This is a genomic window from Ruminococcus intestinalis (assembly GCF_014288065.1).
Classification (GTDB): domain Bacteria; phylum Bacillota; class Clostridia; order Oscillospirales; family Acutalibacteraceae; genus Ruminococcoides; species Ruminococcoides intestinale_A.
In genome coordinates this window covers 741,457-759,537 of the sequence record NZ_JACOPS010000001.1, presented here as the reverse complement: position 1 = coordinate 759,537, position 18,081 = coordinate 741,457, and the positions used below count along the sequence as shown (strand labels likewise).

The 18,081-nt window shown below is 35.8% G+C and carries 11 protein-coding genes, 2 tRNA genes and 1 CRISPR repeat array (1 of these 14 only partly in view); of the genes, 12 read left to right on the top strand and 1 reads right to left on the bottom strand.

Annotation, left to right across the window (positions count from 1 at the left end):
• Positions 1-6,179: direct repeats of the CRISPR family, unit length 30 nt; unit sequence CTATAAATCTATCCATATTGGATTTTAAAT (it extends 5,456 nt beyond the left edge of the window).
• A 170-nt stretch (positions 6,180-6,349) separates the two neighbouring features.
• From H8R91_RS03720 to rpiB, 4 genes are read left to right on the top strand one after another with little or no spacing between them, the layout of a single operon-like run.
• The gene (locus H8R91_RS03720; RefSeq protein WP_186934908.1) at positions 6,350-8,017 is read left to right on the top strand and encodes a formate--tetrahydrofolate ligase; all 1,668 of its coding nucleotides are present in this window, start codon (positions 6,350-6,352) and stop codon (positions 8,015-8,017) included.
• Entirely contained in the window at positions 8,017-8,442 is a 426-nt protein-coding gene (gene tsaE, locus H8R91_RS03715; RefSeq protein ID WP_186934907.1) for a tRNA (adenosine(37)-N6)-threonylcarbamoyltransferase complex ATPase subunit type 1 TsaE, read from the top strand. The genes H8R91_RS03720 and tsaE overlap by 1 nt, the downstream gene beginning before the upstream one ends.
• Positions 8,439-9,149 carry a tRNA (adenosine(37)-N6)-threonylcarbamoyltransferase complex dimerization subunit type 1 TsaB gene (gene tsaB, locus H8R91_RS03710; RefSeq protein ID WP_022233956.1) on the top strand — a complete coding sequence of 237 codons (711 nt, stop codon included), beginning with the start codon at positions 8,439-8,441 and terminating at the stop codon, positions 9,147-9,149. The genes tsaE and tsaB overlap by 4 nt, the downstream gene beginning before the upstream one ends.
• On the top strand, positions 9,143-9,595 hold the full coding sequence (rpiB, locus tag H8R91_RS03705; RefSeq protein WP_022233957.1) for a ribose 5-phosphate isomerase B: 453 nt from the start codon (positions 9,143-9,145) through the stop codon (positions 9,593-9,595). The genes tsaB and rpiB overlap by 7 nt, the downstream gene beginning before the upstream one ends.
• A gap of 422 nt (positions 9,596-10,017) precedes the next feature.
• On the opposite strand, the gene H8R91_RS03700 is transcribed toward rpiB, so the two are convergent.
• Complete coding sequence (locus tag H8R91_RS03700; protein WP_186934906.1) at positions 10,018-10,269, bottom strand: TIGR03905 family TSCPD domain-containing protein; 252 nt, start codon at positions 10,267-10,269, stop codon at positions 10,018-10,020.
• A 161-nt stretch (positions 10,270-10,430) separates the two neighbouring features.
• On the opposite strand from H8R91_RS03700, the gene H8R91_RS03695 reads away from it, so the two are divergent.
• From H8R91_RS03695 to H8R91_RS03660, 8 genes are all read left to right on the top strand, one after another.
• Positions 10,431-11,456, top strand: coding sequence for a DnaD domain protein (locus H8R91_RS03695; RefSeq protein WP_186934905.1), 1,026 nt, complete (start codon positions 10,431-10,433; stop codon positions 11,454-11,456).
• Positions 11,457-11,469: 13 nt separating this feature from the next.
• Entirely contained in the window at positions 11,470-12,465 is a 996-nt protein-coding gene (locus tag H8R91_RS03690; RefSeq protein ID WP_186934904.1) for an ATP-binding protein, read from the top strand.
• A 246-nt stretch (positions 12,466-12,711) separates the two neighbouring features.
• Positions 12,712-12,785 (top strand) — tRNA-Gln (locus H8R91_RS03685).
• A gap of 33 nt (positions 12,786-12,818) precedes the next feature.
• A tRNA-Pro gene (locus tag H8R91_RS03680) sits at positions 12,819-12,895 on the top strand.
• A 65-nt stretch (positions 12,896-12,960) separates the two neighbouring features.
• On the top strand, positions 12,961-13,422 hold the full coding sequence (locus H8R91_RS03675; RefSeq protein WP_186934903.1) for a DUF4358 domain-containing protein: 462 nt from the start codon (positions 12,961-12,963) through the stop codon (positions 13,420-13,422).
• A gap of 73 nt (positions 13,423-13,495) precedes the next feature.
• The gene (locus H8R91_RS03670) at positions 13,496-15,730 is read left to right on the top strand and encodes an ATP-dependent helicase (protein WP_186934902.1); all 2,235 of its coding nucleotides are present in this window, start codon (positions 13,496-13,498) and stop codon (positions 15,728-15,730) included.
• Between the two features lie 12 nt (positions 15,731-15,742).
• Entirely contained in the window at positions 15,743-16,939 is a 1,197-nt protein-coding gene (locus H8R91_RS03665) for a serine hydrolase domain-containing protein (RefSeq protein ID WP_186934901.1), read from the top strand.
• A 93-nt stretch (positions 16,940-17,032) separates the two neighbouring features.
• Positions 17,033-17,878 carry a hypothetical protein gene (locus H8R91_RS03660; RefSeq protein ID WP_207722721.1) on the top strand — a complete coding sequence of 282 codons (846 nt, stop codon included), beginning with the start codon at positions 17,033-17,035 and terminating at the stop codon, positions 17,876-17,878.
• Positions 17,879-18,081: the final 203 nt, after the last annotated feature.

The following is an 18,081-nucleotide window of genomic DNA, read 5'->3' as shown; positions in this document are numbered from 1 at the left end:
CATCAAATCTATAAATCTATCCATATTGGATTTTAAATGCTTATGCTAAAAAGTTTGGTTTTTGTACTTTCGAGCCTATAAATCTATCCATATTGGATTTTAAATTAGATATTTAGAAAGGTCAGTAACGCTTTTTGCATCTATAAATCTATCCATATTGGATTTTAAATAAACACCTTTTAACATTGTTTTATCGTTATATAATCTATAAATCTATCCATATTGGATTTTAAATCAACGCAAAAATGCCCTTTAAACGCTCTGTATCGGTCTATAAATCTATCCATATTGGATTTTAAATTAATTTTCGGGAACATTTGTTTGTGGTGATTTAATACTATAAATCTATCCATATTGGATTTTAAATCACCTTTTGCGCTCTCCCACACATTTAACGCAAACTATAAATCTATCCATATTGGATTTTAAATACATTGCAAACATTGATTGATATTCAGCAGTATTTCTATAAATCTATCCATATTGGATTTTAAATAAAATTACGGCTCAACGGTCGGCTATGCTTGCAGTCTATAAATCTATCCATATTGGATTTTAAATAAAAATTGTTATGTTATCGGAGTTCGATAAGTCAGCCTATAAATCTATCCATATTGGATTTTAAATACTTATTACCAATCCGCTGGAAATAACTCTTCAAGCTATAAATCTATCCATATTGGATTTTAAATAGTATAAAACTCATTTAAATTAATTTGACTCTTTGTCTATAAATCTATCCATATTGGATTTTAAATAAAATTACGGCTCAACGGTCGGCTATGCTTGCAGTCTATAAATCTATCCATATTGGATTTTAAATGTAATTATTCCCTGTTGAGATAAAGCTTTTTGAATCTATAAATCTATCCATATTGGATTTTAAATTATCATACCGAAACACGAAATCATTTTCCGAAATTCCTATAAATCTATCCATATTGGATTTTAAATATCCGCTTGAACAATTAGAATTTTTTAAAATTCTACTATAAATCTATCCATATTGGATTTTAAATGTTTTTTAAGTCTGCTATGTCTGAAAAAACTTTTGACTATAAATCTATCCATATTGGATTTTAAATGCATCTGATAAGAGGTATATTAATCTGTTCAAAAAGCTATAAATCTATCCATATTGGATTTTAAATTACGGTTTTGGAGCAGGATTTATAATCTATACTTGCTATAAATCTATCCATATTGGATTTTAAATAAAATATAGTCTGTGCTTACTTCGTGGAACTTTGCCTATAAATCTATCCATATTGGATTTTAAATTTTTGCCTTTTGGGATTTTCAAATTCGAATTGAACACTATAAATCTATCCATATTGGATTTTAAATTTCTCATAATAAAAGCTAGTTGTTTCAATATCAAACTATAAATCTATCCATATTGGATTTTAAATACACATTTAGCGCGAAAGTTTGACAAAACGGCTCTACTATAAATCTATCCATATTGGATTTTAAATCTTAAATTTTGCAGTTTTTCTTTAAAGCTACACGCACTATAAATCTATCCATATTGGATTTTAAATCTATTATAATATCGAATGTAATTCCATTTACCTGCCGCTATAAATCTATCCATATTGGATTTTAAATCGAATATAAAAGAAATTGATTATAATTATATTTGTCTATAAATCTATCCATATTGGATTTTAAATACTCCGTGCCCTGGAAGATTGTCGTGACAATCTTTCTATAAATCTATCCATATTGGATTTTAAATCGTTTTCAAGCTCATTAATACAATAATATGTATAGCTATAAATCTATCCATATTGGATTTTAAATCAATATGGGATAACAAGTTCACATTCCGAGAACGGTCTATAAATCTATCCATATTGGATTTTAAATTTGCAAGTAAACCGTCATATGTAATATTGCCGTTGCTATAAATCTATCCATATTGGATTTTAAATTCCGCTCAACTCAGCTAAAGCCGAAACCGCCGCAAGCTATAAATCTATCCATATTGGATTTTAAATATCGTGCAGCAGCGGTCAAGGAATTTATTGCAAGGCTATAAATCTATCCATATTGGATTTTAAATTTATCGGTACGGTTGTTGATATTATCAGTGGAAACGCCTATAAATCTATCCATATTGGATTTTAAATGATAATTCAAAGTATTTCTTCATAAACAATGATGGTTCCTATAAATCTATCCATATTGGATTTTAAATCTGAACTGCGGACAGGCTCGAAAGTACAAAAGCCAACCTATAAATCTATCCATATTGGATTTTAAATGAATATATTAAACAGCAAATATCTATTCGTAATGATCCTATAAATCTATCCATATTGGATTTTAAATAAATTAAAATTACTTATGAAGTTGAAAAAGATTTGGCCTATAAATCTATCCATATTGGATTTTAAATTCAAAGATTTATATATTAAAGCAAAAGCGCTTTACCTATAAATCTATCCATATTGGATTTTAAAGCGTGATACTTTAGTGCTTATTGATGAAATCGGTACTACTATAAATCTATCCATATTGGATTTTAAAGGTACGCTTGCAAAGGAGTATGTAACACTGATAAGTCTATAAATCTATCCATATTGGATTTTAAAGAAAAAAAGCAGAAAAAGCACCACAAAAATTATAAACCTATAAATCTATCCATATTGGATTTTAAAGAAATTTCGTGATATGTATATTAGAGCCTTTGATGAAACTATAAATCTATCCATATTGGATTTTAAAGAAAGGCAACAGGGAAAACATCAGCATTCAACTCGGCCTATAAATCTATCCATATTGGATTTTAAAGTGACAATTAAATGAACTTGTAGCAGTTTTGAGCCTGCCCTATAAATCTATCCATATTGGATTTTAAAGTTAAACTTAAACGCTCTGTATCGGTTCAAACAGTCCCTATAAATCTATCCATATTGGATTTTAAAGGTCGCATACATTCAATAGTACATTTATTTATTACTACTATAAATCTATCCATATTGGATTTTAAAGTGGTGTTTTCTTTTCTCTATCTTTATTGTAACTATCCTATAAATCTATCCATATTGGATTTTAAAGACCTTATATAAGCCTTTTAAATAGCCCTACAGGCGTCCTATAAATCTATCCATATTGGATTTTAAAGACCTCCGCCCACATCGGGCGGAACGCTTGCATCCTCCTATAAATCTATCCATATTGGATTTTAAAATATGTTGACGGTTTGGTTTTTGACGGAGAAGAAAATCCTATAAATCTATCCATATTGGATTTTAAAACCGTCGTCTTGCCCGAGGCGGTAGTGCCTTCAAGCCTATAAATCTATCCATATTGGATTTTAAAGCATAAATAAACGGAAAAGGTGAAAACAGATGAACGACCTATAAATCTATCCATATTGGATTTTAAAGGCGTAAGGCTTGTGAATATTGATGATAATACAGAACCTATAAATCTATCCATATTGGATTTTAAAGCTGCGAATGTTGAAATAAACATTACATACTGTTGCGCCTATAAATCTATCCATATTGGATTTTAAAGGTTGAATTTACACAGATGACGAAGAATGAGCAGAACCCTATAAATCTATCCATATTGGATTTTAAAGGACAGTTACGGAATTGTATGTGTAAAATGCGGAGAGCCTATAAATCTATCCATATTGGATTTTAAAGAGCAATTTAAAGCAGGAGAGAATAAGATTATCGCCTATAAATCTATCCATATTGGATTTTAAAGTTTGTGAAAATAGTTGATAAACTCGCCTTTTGCGTCCTATAAATCTATCCATATTGGATTTTAAAGAGCATAGATACATTAGTATTTGCACTTGATGAGGCCTATAAATCTATCCATATTGGATTTTAAAGTAGCGTATATTCGTTGTGTTTGCTGTGGTTTTAACACCTATAAATCTATCCATATTGGATTTTAAAGGTAATTTTCGGGAACATTTGTTTGTGGTGATTTAACCTATAAATCTATCCATATTGGATTTTAAAGTTGTAGTCAACTAAAGTGACATCAATTTCATTATCACTATAAATCTATCCATATTGGATTTTAAAGTTATTATAGTAAAAACTTGTTGTCTCAATATCAAAACTATAAATCTATCCATATTGGATTTTAAAGATGCAAAATGAAATGTCAAAAAGTTTGTTTAACGGCCTATAAATCTATCCATATTGGATTTTAAAGGACACATCAGTTTTTCAAAACATATTAAACATTAACCTATAAATCTATCCATATTGGATTTTAAAGTATCAATAGCATATTCGCAATAATAATCGCTTTCACGCTATAAATCTATCCATATTGGATTTTAAAGCTGATTTTGATTATACAAAAACACTTCTTAAATCCTATAAATCTATCCATATTGGATTTTAAAGTATTTTTATTTTTCTTTAACAACGAAAAATTTAAACCTATAAATCTATCCATATTGGATTTTAAAGATAAGCCCTCAAATGATGTATCGACAATATGACCAGCCTATAAATCTATCCATATTGGATTTTAAAGTTTGATTTTTCAACAACTGATTTATCAGATATGTTTCCTATAAATCTATCCATATTGGATTTTAAAGTATATGTTATCAGTATGTAACAATGATGTTGATAAGTCCTATAAATCTATCCATATTGGATTTTAAAGAAACCGTTTTCGGCTATTGTTGACGAAGATAGCGGACCTATAAATCTATCCATATTGGATTTTAAAGGGCATTAAATTTGATACTGTACTCACGCTTGTGGGCCTATAAATCTATCCATATTGGATTTTAAAGTTTTGAGGAAAGCCCGCTTACAGGTGATGTGGTTAACTATAAATCTATCCATATTGGATTTTAAAGCGGCTCTTATCTGCTTTGGCAAAGTAATTGAGCCGCCTATAAATCTATCCATATTGGATTTTAAAGGGGCTAAAAAACATTGAGAGATTATGTAATTTACTTCCTATAAATCTATCCATATTGGATTTTAAAGTGTTGCATATTCTCAACATCATTGATACCCATTTCGCCTATAAATCTATCCATATTGGATTTTAAAGACATATTACCAGAGCGCTGGTAATAATTCGTCAAGCTATAAATCTATCCATATTGGATTTTAAAGACCCCAAGCGGGTATTTTTTTCCGTTCTTTTCGGGCCTATAAATCTATCCATATTGGATTTTAAAGTTTAATTTTGTTTTATCATTGTACAGCTTTAAGATACCTATAAATCTATCCATATTGGATTTTAAAGACTTCGTTGTTGGAATAAAAAACTTTTTGCTTGTTCCTATAAATCTATCCATATTGGATTTTAAAGATTCAAAGCTCATTGAATATCGCAAATAATCTTGCCTATAAATCTATCCATATTGGATTTTAAAGAAATTCATTTAAAACTTTTTCGTCAGCTGAAATTCCAGCCTATAAATCTATCCATATTGGATTTTAAAGAACTTGATAAGGTCGTCAGAGGGAACAGCAAGTGAACTATAAATCTATCCATATTGGATTTTAAAGCAAGTTTTATTTAATTGTTCAAGCGCTGAAAAGAACCTATAAATCTATCCATATTGGATTTTAAACGTTTAAAAACAGTCCAAGGGTTTGAATACATTTTTGACTATAAATCTATCCATATTGGATTTTAAACGAAATATATTTATGTACTACAAATAGAACAGGTGGACCTATAAATCTATCCATATTGGATTTTAAACAATTTAGTTATGCGTTCCGAGCGTAGGGCAAGGGGCTATAAATCTATCCATATTGGATTTTAAATTTCTAAGGTTATATTATTAATAAAAATCAGCGAGCACTATAAATCTATCCATATTGGATTTTAAATTTTATCGTTAGCGTTGCAGAAGCACCCACACCCGTCTATAAATCTATCCATATTGGATTTTAAATTTCAACATTAAATTGGAATTACTTGTTAATGATTCCCTATAAATCTATCCATATTGGATTTTAAATGAAAACACGCCTTGAATAAAATCAATAAGTCCTTGACTATAAATCTATCCATATTGGATTTTAAATTTTATCGTTAGCGTTGCAAAAGCACCTGTACCCGTGCTATAAATCTATCCATACTGAATTTTAAATTTATCAACAAGAGCGATTGTTTTCTCTGATGATTCACTATAAATCTATCCAAGCCGGATTTTAAACGCAACAGTATCCGTTGTAACTGAATACATCAAAGTAACTTTACCTAATCTACAGCAATTAAACCCGAGTATTTTATATTCTATTGTAAAATATATTTTCTTATTGGAATAATAGAGGGGGAAAGTTTTGTTATAATTAAAGAAATATATTTGAACGGAGGTATTTTCAATATGTTAAGTGATATTGAAATCGCTCAGGCTGCGACCTTACTCCCGATTAAAGAGGTTGCCGCACAGATCGGAATTAAAGAGGATGAGCTGGAGTTTTACGGCAAGTATAAGGCTAAACTTTCAGACGAACTTGCCAATCGTTTGGAAAATGAGCCGGACGGAAAACTTGTTCTTGTTACAGCTATCAATCCAACCCCCGCAGGTGAGGGCAAAACAACTACTTCTGCAGGTCTTGGTCAGGCTATGGCTAAGATTGGTAAAAAGGCTGTAATCGCTCTAAGAGAGCCTTCACTCGGCCCTGTATTTGGTATTAAGGGCGGCGCTGCAGGCGGCGGTTATTCTCAGGTACTTCCTATGGAAGATATTAATCTTCACTTTACAGGCGATATGCACGCTATTACTTCTGCAAACAATCTTTGCTGTGCAATGCTTGACAATCATATTCAGCAGGGTAATGTTCTCGGGATTGATCCTCGCCAGATCCTTATTAAGAGATGTCTTGATATGAACGACAGAGCTTTGAGAAATATTGTTGTCGGTCTTGGCGGCAGAGTGAACGGTATTCCTCGTGAGGACCACTTTATAATTACTGTTGCATCTGAAGTTATGGCTATCCTTTGCCTTGCTGACGATATTTCTGATTTAAAGAAAAGACTTGGTAATATTCTTATTGCTTATACATATGCAGGCGAGCCTGTTTTTGCAAAGGACATAAAGGCTGACGGTGCTATGACAGCTCTTCTTAAAGACGCTATCAAACCTAACCTTGTTCAGACACTCGAGGGTACCCCTGCTATTATGCACGGCGGTCCTTTTGCCAATATTGCTCACGGCTGTAACAGCATTCGTGCTACAAAGCTTGCGTTAAAACTTGGCGATTACTGTATTACAGAGGCAGGCTTCGGTTCAGATCTCGGTGCAGAGAAATTCTTTGACATCAAGTGCAGATATGCAGGTTTTAAGCCGTCTGCCGTAGTTATTGTTGCTACTTGCCGTGCGTTAAAGTACAACGGCGGTGTGCCTAAGGCAGAGGTTTCTGCAGAAAATCTTGAGGCTCTTAAAAATGGTATTGAAAACCTTGGCGTTCACATTGATAACATGAGAAAGTACAATGTTCCCGTTGTAGTTGCTATCAACCAGTTCGGTACAGATACAGCAGAGGAACTTGAGTTTATCGAGAGTTACTGTAAATCTAAAGGCGCAGACTTTGCTCTCTCAAATGTATTCTCAAAGGGCGGAGAAGGCGGTACAGAACTTGCCAAAAAGGTAGTAGAGGCTTGCGAAAAGCCATCTGATTTTGCTCCTATTTATTCAGATGACCTTACAATCAAAGAAAAGGTTGACAAAATTGCAAAAACAATTTACGGCGCTTCAAGAGTAAACTATACAAAGGCTGCCGAAAAGGCATTGAAGCAGATTCAGGCTCTCGGCGGTGAAAAACTTCCTGTTTGTATTGCAAAAACACAATATTCGCTTTCTGATGACCCAACACTTCTCGGTGCTCCAAAGGATTTTGAAATCACAGTAAAGAATCTTACACTTTCAAACGGTGCAGGATTTGTAGTTGTATATACAGGTGATATTATGACAATGCCCGGTCTTCCGAAAGTTCCGTCGGCAGAGAAAATTGATGTTACCGAGGAAGGAAAAATTAACGGTTTATTCTGATGATTACTGTAAATACTCATAATGCCCGTGAAACAGAGGCGCTCGGCGCAAAAATTGCCGAAAAGTTGTGCGGCACGGAAGTAATCGCTCTTTTTGGTGGTCTTGGTATGGGCAAGACTGCCTTTACAAGAGGACTTGCCGGTGCGCTCGGTGCAGGAGAAAATGTTTCAAGCCCTACATTCGCTCTTGTCAATGAATATTCTGGTAAGTATAATATTTTTCATTTTGATATGTACCGTGTAAATACATGGGATGATTTGTATTCCACAGGATTTTTTGATTATATTGATAACGGTATAATCATTATTGAGTGGAGTGAGAATATTGAAGAGGCTTTGCCTGCCGATTGTATTAAAATCAGAATCAGTAAGGGCGAAAATGATGATGACAGAATTTTTGAAATTGAAGGTGTTGATCTGCAATGAAAATTCTTGCAATAGATACAAGCGCCACAGCTGCGTCAACCGCAATTTGTGACGAAAACAAAATAATAGGTGAGTTCTTTATAAATACAAAACTTACTCACAGCAGAACACTTATGCCTATGGTTGAAAGTCTGCTTGCAAACACAAACCTAACGACAACTGATATTACCGCCGTTGCGGTAAACTGCGGTCCGGGTTCGTTTACGGGTGTAAGAATCGGTGTTGCAGCGGCTAAAGGACTTGCTTTTGCCGATGATTTGCCTTGCATAGAGGTATCGACGCTTGAAAGCCTTGCGTATAATTTGCAATCTGCAAATGGGATAATCTGTTCTGTTATGGACGCTCGCTGTTCGCAGGTTTATAATGCGCTTTTCAAATGTGACGGCATAAAGCCTGAAAGACTTTGCAAAGACAGAGCTTTGTCTGTTGCCGAGCTTTCAGAAGAACTTAAGAGTTATGACGAAAGAATTATACTTGTGGGTGACGGTGCGGAGCTTTGCTATAATGCTATGAAAGAATTATTACCAAATGTTGAACTCGCACCAATCAGTATAAGATTTCAAAGAGCGTCATCAACAGCAGAAATTGCTGTACAAAAATTTAATGACGGAGAAGTGCTTTCGGCTGCGGAACTTATGCCGATGTATTTAAGACTGCCGCAGGCTGAAAGAGAACTTAAAAAGAAAATGGAGGAAAAGAAATGTTAGCACTCGGATGTGACCACGGCGGATATAACCTTATCTGCGCAATTAAAAAATATCTTGACGAAAAGGGTATTGAATATAAAGATTTTGGTACTTACAGCACAGACAGCGTTGATTATCCTGTTTATGGCTATAAAGTTGCAAAAGCAGTAGCAAGCGGCGAATGTGAGCTTGGTATTCTTTGCTGCGGTACAGGTATCGGTATTTCAATGGCAGCAAACAAAGTTAAGGGTATTCGTGCGGCAGTTGTAAGCAATGAGTTTTGCGCTGAAATGACACGCAGACACAACCACGCAAATATTCTTTGTATGGGCGGCAGAGTTACAAGCGAAGAAGATGCTGTTAAGTTTACAGAAATTTTCCTCAATACTCCCGAAGAGGGCGACAGACACTTAAAGCGTCTTGCTATGATTGATGAGATTGAGGCAGGTACTTTCAAGGTTGACTGATTTCGGGAGATTTTTATGTCCGACGAAGAATTAGAGGTGTTGAATGACATCAAAGATATTCTTTATGTCTGTTATGCTTGAAAATAAACTTGATGATGTGAACGCAAAAATTGATGAAACCAATATGCTGTAAAACGAACTAAAGGGTTATGGTTTTGAAAGCTCTTTTGTTTAAGTTACCAAACAGCAGGCTGTTGGGCTATCGTCAGATTACATAAACGGAAAGTATTTGTGGGCTTTGCCCACACCCACAACCTTTGAAAAGGTTGACCAAACTTTTATAATTTTTGTGATACACCGGAATTTTCAGACAAAACACTGCATTAAACCGTCTAAATCTTAAAACCAAAGTAAAAAGCTCTCTTTACGCAAATAAAGAGAGCTTTAATGTTATGATAAATATAAAGTTTTAGCCGCAGAGCTTATTCGAGTTCAAGAGCCTCTTCGATAGCGTAAGAAAGCTGATCGGGGCAAGATGTACCTCTGCCACGGCAGTCAATGCCTTTTAATCTCTTTACAGCCTCTTCTGCGTCCATACCTTTTACAAGAGCGCAAATGCCCTGAGTGTTGCCTGCGCAACCGCCGATAAATTCGCAGGATTCTATAATTCCGTCATTTATCTCAAGGTTAATCTGTCTTGAACAAACACCTTTTGGAATGTATGTATATTTCATAATATTACCTCCTTAAAACATTTCAACTGTATTTTAACATATTTCTTTAAAAAAATCTATAAAATTTAAAAATATGTGTCGATTTTTAAATTTAGTGTGATATAATAATGTGTACGATAAAGTTTGATTATAATATTTATTTTGGGTCAGAGGTATATGAAATGTCTATGAAAATTAATCTTGGTGCTTGGAATTCAATATTTGCCGTGCCTTCGTCTGTTGTAGACGAGGGACTTAAGTTTTCGGACGGCGTTAAACTTAAGGTATTGTTATATCTTTTGCGACACAGTGGGGAAGATGTGAACGAAAGCGACATCAGTAAGGCGACAGGTGTAAATGAAACCGATATTCCGGAGGCAGTTGAATACTGGGTTATGAAAGGTATCTTTTGCCAAAATAACGGTGCTTTTGAGCCTGCACAGGCAGAACAGCAAACGACTGAACAGCCTGCGGTAAAACAAGTCGAAAGCAATAATAATGCCGCTCTGATTGAAAAGGAAGAGCCTACAGTTCCGCATATGTTTGTAAGACCGCAGCGCCCTGATTATGTTTATGTGGCACAACAGCTTGCGGTTGACGAAGAATTTAAAATGCTTGTAAACGAGGCACAGACAGCCCTCGGCAAGCCTTTATCAAACTCCGATGCATCGTCGTTACTGTTACTTAAAAATACCTGCGGTTTGCCTGTAGAGGTAATTATAATGCTTATTCAGTATTGTATAAGCATCGGAAAATCTAACATAAGAGCCATTGAAACAATAGGTTTGAGATGGTCTGATGCGGGAGTTTTCTCGATTGAGGAAGCCGAAAATAAAATAAAACAAGCACATCGTGCAAGCCAGAGTTTTACGATTGTAGCATCTGCGTTCGGTTTAAAAAATACGGGTTCTCCTACTAAAAAGCAGGTTGAATACGCCGATTTGTGGGTAAACGAGTGGAAATTTTCTCCCGAAATGCTAAGAGAGGCTTACGAAAGATGTGTTGACAGTAAGGGCAGCTGCGATTTCAGATACATAAACGGAATTTTAAAACGCTGGAATTCAAGTGGAATTTACAATGTTGACGATTTAAACAAATTTGACAGCAGACCCGATAAGTATAAGAATAAAGGCGGAAACAGGAATAACGCCAACACATCATATAATATAAATGATTTGCAGAGATTAGATACAATCGACAGTATTTAGTGTGGTGATATAAATGGGATACAGTAAAGAAATTTACAGAGCGACAAAAGCAAAAATGGAAGAAAGGCGCACCAAAGCCGAGAGAAGAGCGGAGCAGATTCGTGAAGAGGTTTACAGAAGAGTTCCGAGAATAGAGGAGCTTGAAAAAGAAATATCTTCATGCGGAATACTTGCGGTTCGTGCGGTTTTAAACGGCGGAGATGTAAAGTCTGCCACGCAGGATTTGCGTGCCAAAAGTCTTTCTATGCAAAATGAAGTCAAAAAACTGCTTAAAGAAAACGGCTATGAAGAAAATTGCTTTGAACCGCATTACAACTGTAAATACTGCAAAGATACGGGATATATAGAAAAAGACGGAAGAACAGTGTATTGCCCTTGTTTTAAAAGATTGCTTGTAGCAACTGCGTGCGAGGAGCTTAACCGTACTGCGCCTTTAAGACTTTCCACTTTTGAGAGTTTTGACCTTAATATGTACAGTCATGAGGTTGATAAGGAGAGCGGAGTATCACCTTTTGATAAGATGCAAAAAATTTATAATTATTGCGTGCAGTACGCAAGGACTTTTACGCCCGAGTCAAAGACTATACTTATGAGAGGCGGCACAGGTCTTGGCAAAACCCACCTTTCGCTCGCTATTGCCAATGAGGTTACAAGGCGTGGTTTCGGTGTAATCTATGTGTCTGCACCTATGCTTATGTCAACGCTTAGCAATATGCATTTTTCCAAAGAGTCCAACGATTCCGAATATTTTGAAATGCTCACAAAGTGCGATTTACTAATTATTGATGATTTAGGCACAGAGTTTTCAAATACTTTTTCAAATACACAGTTTTATAATTTGTGTAATTCAAGAATGCTTTTGAGAAAGCCTTTGATAATAAACACAAACCTTTCAATAACAGAACTTGAAAAAACTTATACTTCAAGATTTATTTCAAGAATATACGGAGAGGGTGTAAGGCTTAATTTTGTCGGCGACGATATAAGACTCAAAAAAAGTTTTAGCTAAAATTCCGTATTTTTTGTATTTTTCAAATTTTAGAAAAAATTGAAAAAAGATGTTGACAAAACACACTTTCCGCTATATAATAGCTATTGTTGATTGCGTGACAGTAAGCAACATGTCAATGCTAAACGAAAGTTAAAAACTTCTAAAAAGTTTTAAAAAATTTCAAAAAAGTGTTGACAAAACGCACTTCATAATATATAATATATATCGTTGATTGCACGGCTTGCAGCAATGAGCAATAAACATTGAGGAATGGTGTAACGGTAGCACGACAGACTCTGACTCTGTTTGTTGGGGTTCGAATCCCTATTCCTCAGCCATTAAAAGCCCCGAGTAATCGGGGCTGTTTTTATCGAGGTGTAGCGCAGTTTGGTAGCGCACATCGTTCGGGACGATGGGGTCGCAAGTTCGAATCTTGTCACCTCGACCATCTGAATACGCCGGGTCACACTGATTCGGCGTAATTTTTTTATAAGACATTTTTGGAGGTTAATTATGAAAAAGGTAGTTTCTTTGGTAACAATATTTGTACTTTGCCTTACTGCGCTTGCAGGTTGTTCAGGCAGCAAAGAGGTTGATTTAAAAACAGTTCTTTCTGACATCAACTCTAAGTATTCATTGGACTTAAAAGAGCTTACAGATTCTAATGATCTTAAAAAATATTACAGCATAGACACAGAAGATGTTAAGCAGTTTGCGGCAGAAATCAATTCAGACAGCAATTCAAGAGTTGAAATCGTACTCGTTGAGGCTGTTGACGCTGACGCTGCATCAAGAGTAAACGATGCGCTTTCTAAGACATACACTTCAATCGTTACACAGTATTCAGGCTATAATGCCAAAAAACTTCCTATGGTTGAGGCTTGCAAGGTTACACAGGACGGCAACTATGTTACAATGATTGTTGCTGACCAGGGTCCTGAAATTCTTGAAACATTCTACGGCTACATAAAATAAAATCGTCAGATTATACGGGCGGACGCAGTTCGCCCGTTTTCTGTGTTATTAAACTTTTAACGGGAATATTGCTATGGTACAATCAGAATTAAAAAAACAGTTTTCACATATGAATAATATGCAGCAGCAGGCTGTATTTTGCACAGAAGGCCCTTTGCTTATACTTGCGGGTGCAGGCTCGGGCAAAACAACCGTTCTTGTAAACAGAATTGCGTATATTTTGCAGTCTGAACTTTGCAAACCGTGGCAGATACTTGCAATTACCTTTACCAATAAGGCGGCAGGGGAGCTTAAAGAAAGAATCTGCAACGCTGTTCCGGAAGGCGGTTCGGATATTTGGGCGGCTACATTTCACTCTACCTGTGCGAGAATTTTAAGAAGATACGGCGACAGAATCGGTTTTACAAGTCATTTTACCGTTTACGGTACTGACGACCAGAAAAAACTTGTAAAAGATATTTTAAAACAGCTTAATTATGACGAAAAAATGTTGCCGGTAAAAAGAGTGCTCAACGAAATTTCAAAAGCCAAGGACGAAATGCTTACTCCGCAGGAAATGCTCAAAAGAGCAGGTTACGATAACCTCAAGCAGTCCGTGGCAAAAGTATATGAAATTTACCAGTCAAGACTAAAAACCGCAGATGCAATGGACTTTGACGATATGCTCTGCAAGACTGTTGAGCTTTTTCAAAATTGTCCCGATATACTCGAATTTTATCAAAATCAGTTTAAATACATAATGGTTGATGAGTATCAGGATACAAACAAGGTGCAGTATAAATTTGTAAGTATGCTCGCCGCAAAATACGGCAACATCTGCGTTGTAGGTGATGACGACCAGAGTATTTACAAATTCAGAGGTGCTACAATTGAAAATATCCTTTCTTTTGAAAACACCTTTAAAGGCGCTAAGATGATAAGACTTGAGCAGAATTACCGCAGTACACAGAATATTCTTAATGCGGCAAACGGTGTTATTTCTAACAACACAATGCGTAAGGGCAAAACTTTGTGGACTGAAAATGCCGTTGGCGATAAAATTGAGGTGCATACTTCCGATTCCGAGCGTGACGAGGCTCAATTTATTGCAAAAACTATACTTGACGGTGTTGCAGACGGCAGAAAATTCTCTGATTTTGCAATTCTTTACAGAATGAATGCACAGTCAAACTCAATTGAGCAGGCTTTGTCAAGAAGCGGTATTCCGCACCGTGTAATCGGCGGCAGACGATTCTATGACAGAGAAGAAATCAGAGATATGGTTGCATATCTTCAGGTTATTAATAATCCGCACGACGATGTCAGACTGGGCAGAATTATTAATGTGCCAAAGCGTGGTATTGGCGCAACTACACTTGAAAAAGCCTCTGAAATTGCCGCAGGACTCGGCGAAAGCATATATTCCGTAATTAAAGATGCAGATGTATATCCACAGCTTTCAAGAGCCGCAACAAAGTTAAAGAGTTTTGTTGCGCTTATTGACGGTCTTATGGAGGCTGAACAAAGCGGAGATTATTCTCTTGCGGAATTATACAATCTCATTCTCGAACATACAGATTACGAAAAATATTTAAAAACAGAGAAAGACAACCCCGATGTAAGAATTGAGAACATCGAAGAGCTTTCTTCAAATATTATCAAATTTGAAGAGGATTACGCAGAAGAAGCGTCACTTTCAAACTTCCTTGAGGAAATTTCATTGCAGACAGATATTGATAACTATGATGCAGAAGCGGATTCATCGGTAATGATGACATTGCACAGCGCAAAAGGACTTGAATTTCCCGTAGTTTTCATTGCAGGTCTTGAAGAAGGTGTGTTCCCGTCAATTGCCACAATGATGAATCCCGATGAACTTAACGAGGAACGCAGGCTTGCTTATGTAGGTATTACAAGAGCAAAAGAAAAGCTCTACATTACCAAGGCAAAGTCAAGAATGTTGATGGGTCATACAAGCTATAACAAAGTATCACGCTTTGTAAATGAAATCCCGCCCGAATTACTTAATTATACAGGCGAGAAAAAGGCTTTTGCGTCAACAAACGGTTTTTCCGCATCCTCAAGTCATATCAGTATCGGTGCCGGTTCAAAATTCACACCTAACAAAAGTTTTAATACATTTACTAAACCTGCCGTTAAATCGGGTACTGTTTACAAAAAAGGAGATTGCGTATTCCATAAGGTATTTGGCAAAGGTATGATTATGAAAACCGAAAAAATGGGCAACGACACAATGCTTGAAGTTGCTTTTGATAAGGCAGGCACAAAAACTCTTATGGCTAATTTCAGTAAAATGGAAAAAATCTGATGAGGTGATTTTTTGAAGGCTTTAGCAAAATCATTAATGTGCGTAGCTATGGCGGCGTGTTCCGCAGTTGCATTTACAGGCTGTGACAATGATTCGGAATCTTCGGCTACAACAGCACAGCAGACTACAAATTCTACAGGTGCATCGACGCAGGGACTTACCGCTGCGCCTGCAACTGCTGATGAAGTACCTACTAATCCTGCATATAATTTTACAAAATTAAAACAAGATACCGACAGCATAACAGCTAAGTTCGATAATACACTTGTTGCAAGTAAATTCAGAGGAACTGTATATTATAAACTCGGAAATGATTTTGAATATATAGGAAATAACGGCTATGCCGACAAGGGTTCGCATACATATAATTCACTCAATACAAATTACTACATAGGTTCGCTTACAAAGCAGTTTACCGCTGCGGCTGTTATGATTTTACAGGAGCAGGATAAGCTGAGCACAGATGATACGCTTGACAAGTATTATCCCGATTATAAGTACGGTTCGGATATAACTATCCGTAATTTGCTTACAATGACAACAGGCTTGCCGGATTATCTCGGCAAATCTGACGAAAGCGTGCGTGCAAATGCTCCGCAGTACGATATTTCAGAGAAAAATTCCGCTAAAGATAATCATTCTGTTATTTTAAAATGGATATTGTCACAAGAAATTGATAATGATGAAGAAAATTACAGCTATTCAAATTCCGATTATTTTATTCTCGGTGACATAATCGAAAAGGTAAGCGGAAAAAGCTATGAGGAATTTTTGAAAGAAAATATTTTTGAGCCGCTCGAAATGACTTCGACAACCTTTGAGAGCACAGACCAACTTGCTACAGGTTATCAGGATATTTTTGACGATGAGTGGAATATTTATCCGGGTGTTGCGTATTCTTCTACGGGTCTTATTTCAAATTTGAGTGATTTGCTTAAATGGACTGACGCTATTACGGGAAGTGAATTGTTGTCTGCAAAATCCAAAGAAGAAATGTTCACTCCTTATAAATCAAGTTTTGCGTACGGTTTGTATGTTGACGATTGCGGTAATTATTATTGTGACGCAGCATTCTACAGATTTAATGCAAGAATTGTATTTGCGCAGGACCAGAGCAAAGTGTTCATCGCTTTTTCAAATTATACGCAGTCAAATCCGAAAGCTGTAAACAAAAACCTTGATGAAATTTTAAAGCCTTATTTAAAATAAATCAACTCAATATTCACAATTAAGTATAACCTTCATAAAATGTATTGTTACAGAGCGTAAGCCTGTTAATACATTTTATGGGGGTTAATTTTTATGCCAGATGTATCATACGGCACAGTACCACGGCAGTCGGGCAACGAACCGCTTACCGAAAAAAAATGCACAGACGCTGTCTGCATAAACGCAAGCCGTATTTATGACAGCTGCGGCTCAAAGGATTGCCTTAGCAATCTTGCGGTTTATTTTACACCTTGCAGTCAATCTGTTATCAATAACGCATCATCTGTAAAAATCTGCAAGGCAAGCGTTATAACCGCCGATGTAAGCGTTGAATCAATCGCTTTTCATCGTGGCTGTTATGCGGTTGATGTTACATTCTATTTTGATATTTCTCTTGAGGCATATACCTGCGGTTCAACAATTCCGTCACGGGTAAACGGACTTGCAATTTACGGTAAAAGGTCGGTTCTTTACGGCAGTGAATCAAATTCAAAGAGTTTTTCGAGCGACAGTTGTATAGTTTGCTCTCAACCTGTTACATCATGCGGTTGCACGGAGTTTTTACCAAATGCAACAGTACAAATTTCCGAACCTATGGCTCTTTCGGCACGACTTATAAAAGGAAGTGTTCCGCAGCTTCCTTGTGCTCCTATACCTGAATGTGTAATAACATACTTTGGTGACGATTTTGCTGTGACCGGAGATGCGAGCGTAAGTGCCACTATCGGTATTTTTACAATTACACAGCTTGAGAGAAATGTACAGATTATGATTCCGTCATATGATTTTTGTATTCCTCGCAAGGAATGTAAGCCTGAAAGCGACGACCCGTGCGAAGTATTCAGCAGGGTAGATTTCCCTAACGAATCATTCTTCCCGCCGAATGCAAGACCTGAAGAAAGAGAAAAATGTAATTTTGAGTGTGGCTGTAACGGCTGACAAAGAAAAAGGCAGGCAGTTTTTACTGTCTGTCTTTTAGCTTGTTTCATTAAAGTTAAGGTGAATTATGTTTTAATTTGAAGTTTGTATTAACAATTTTCTAATCTGAAAATCGCCCTAAAGAATCATAACGAAAATTTTTGTTTGAAAAGAATTTCGACTAATTCCGCTGTTTTTTCATAACCGAAGTCATTTGATTTTAT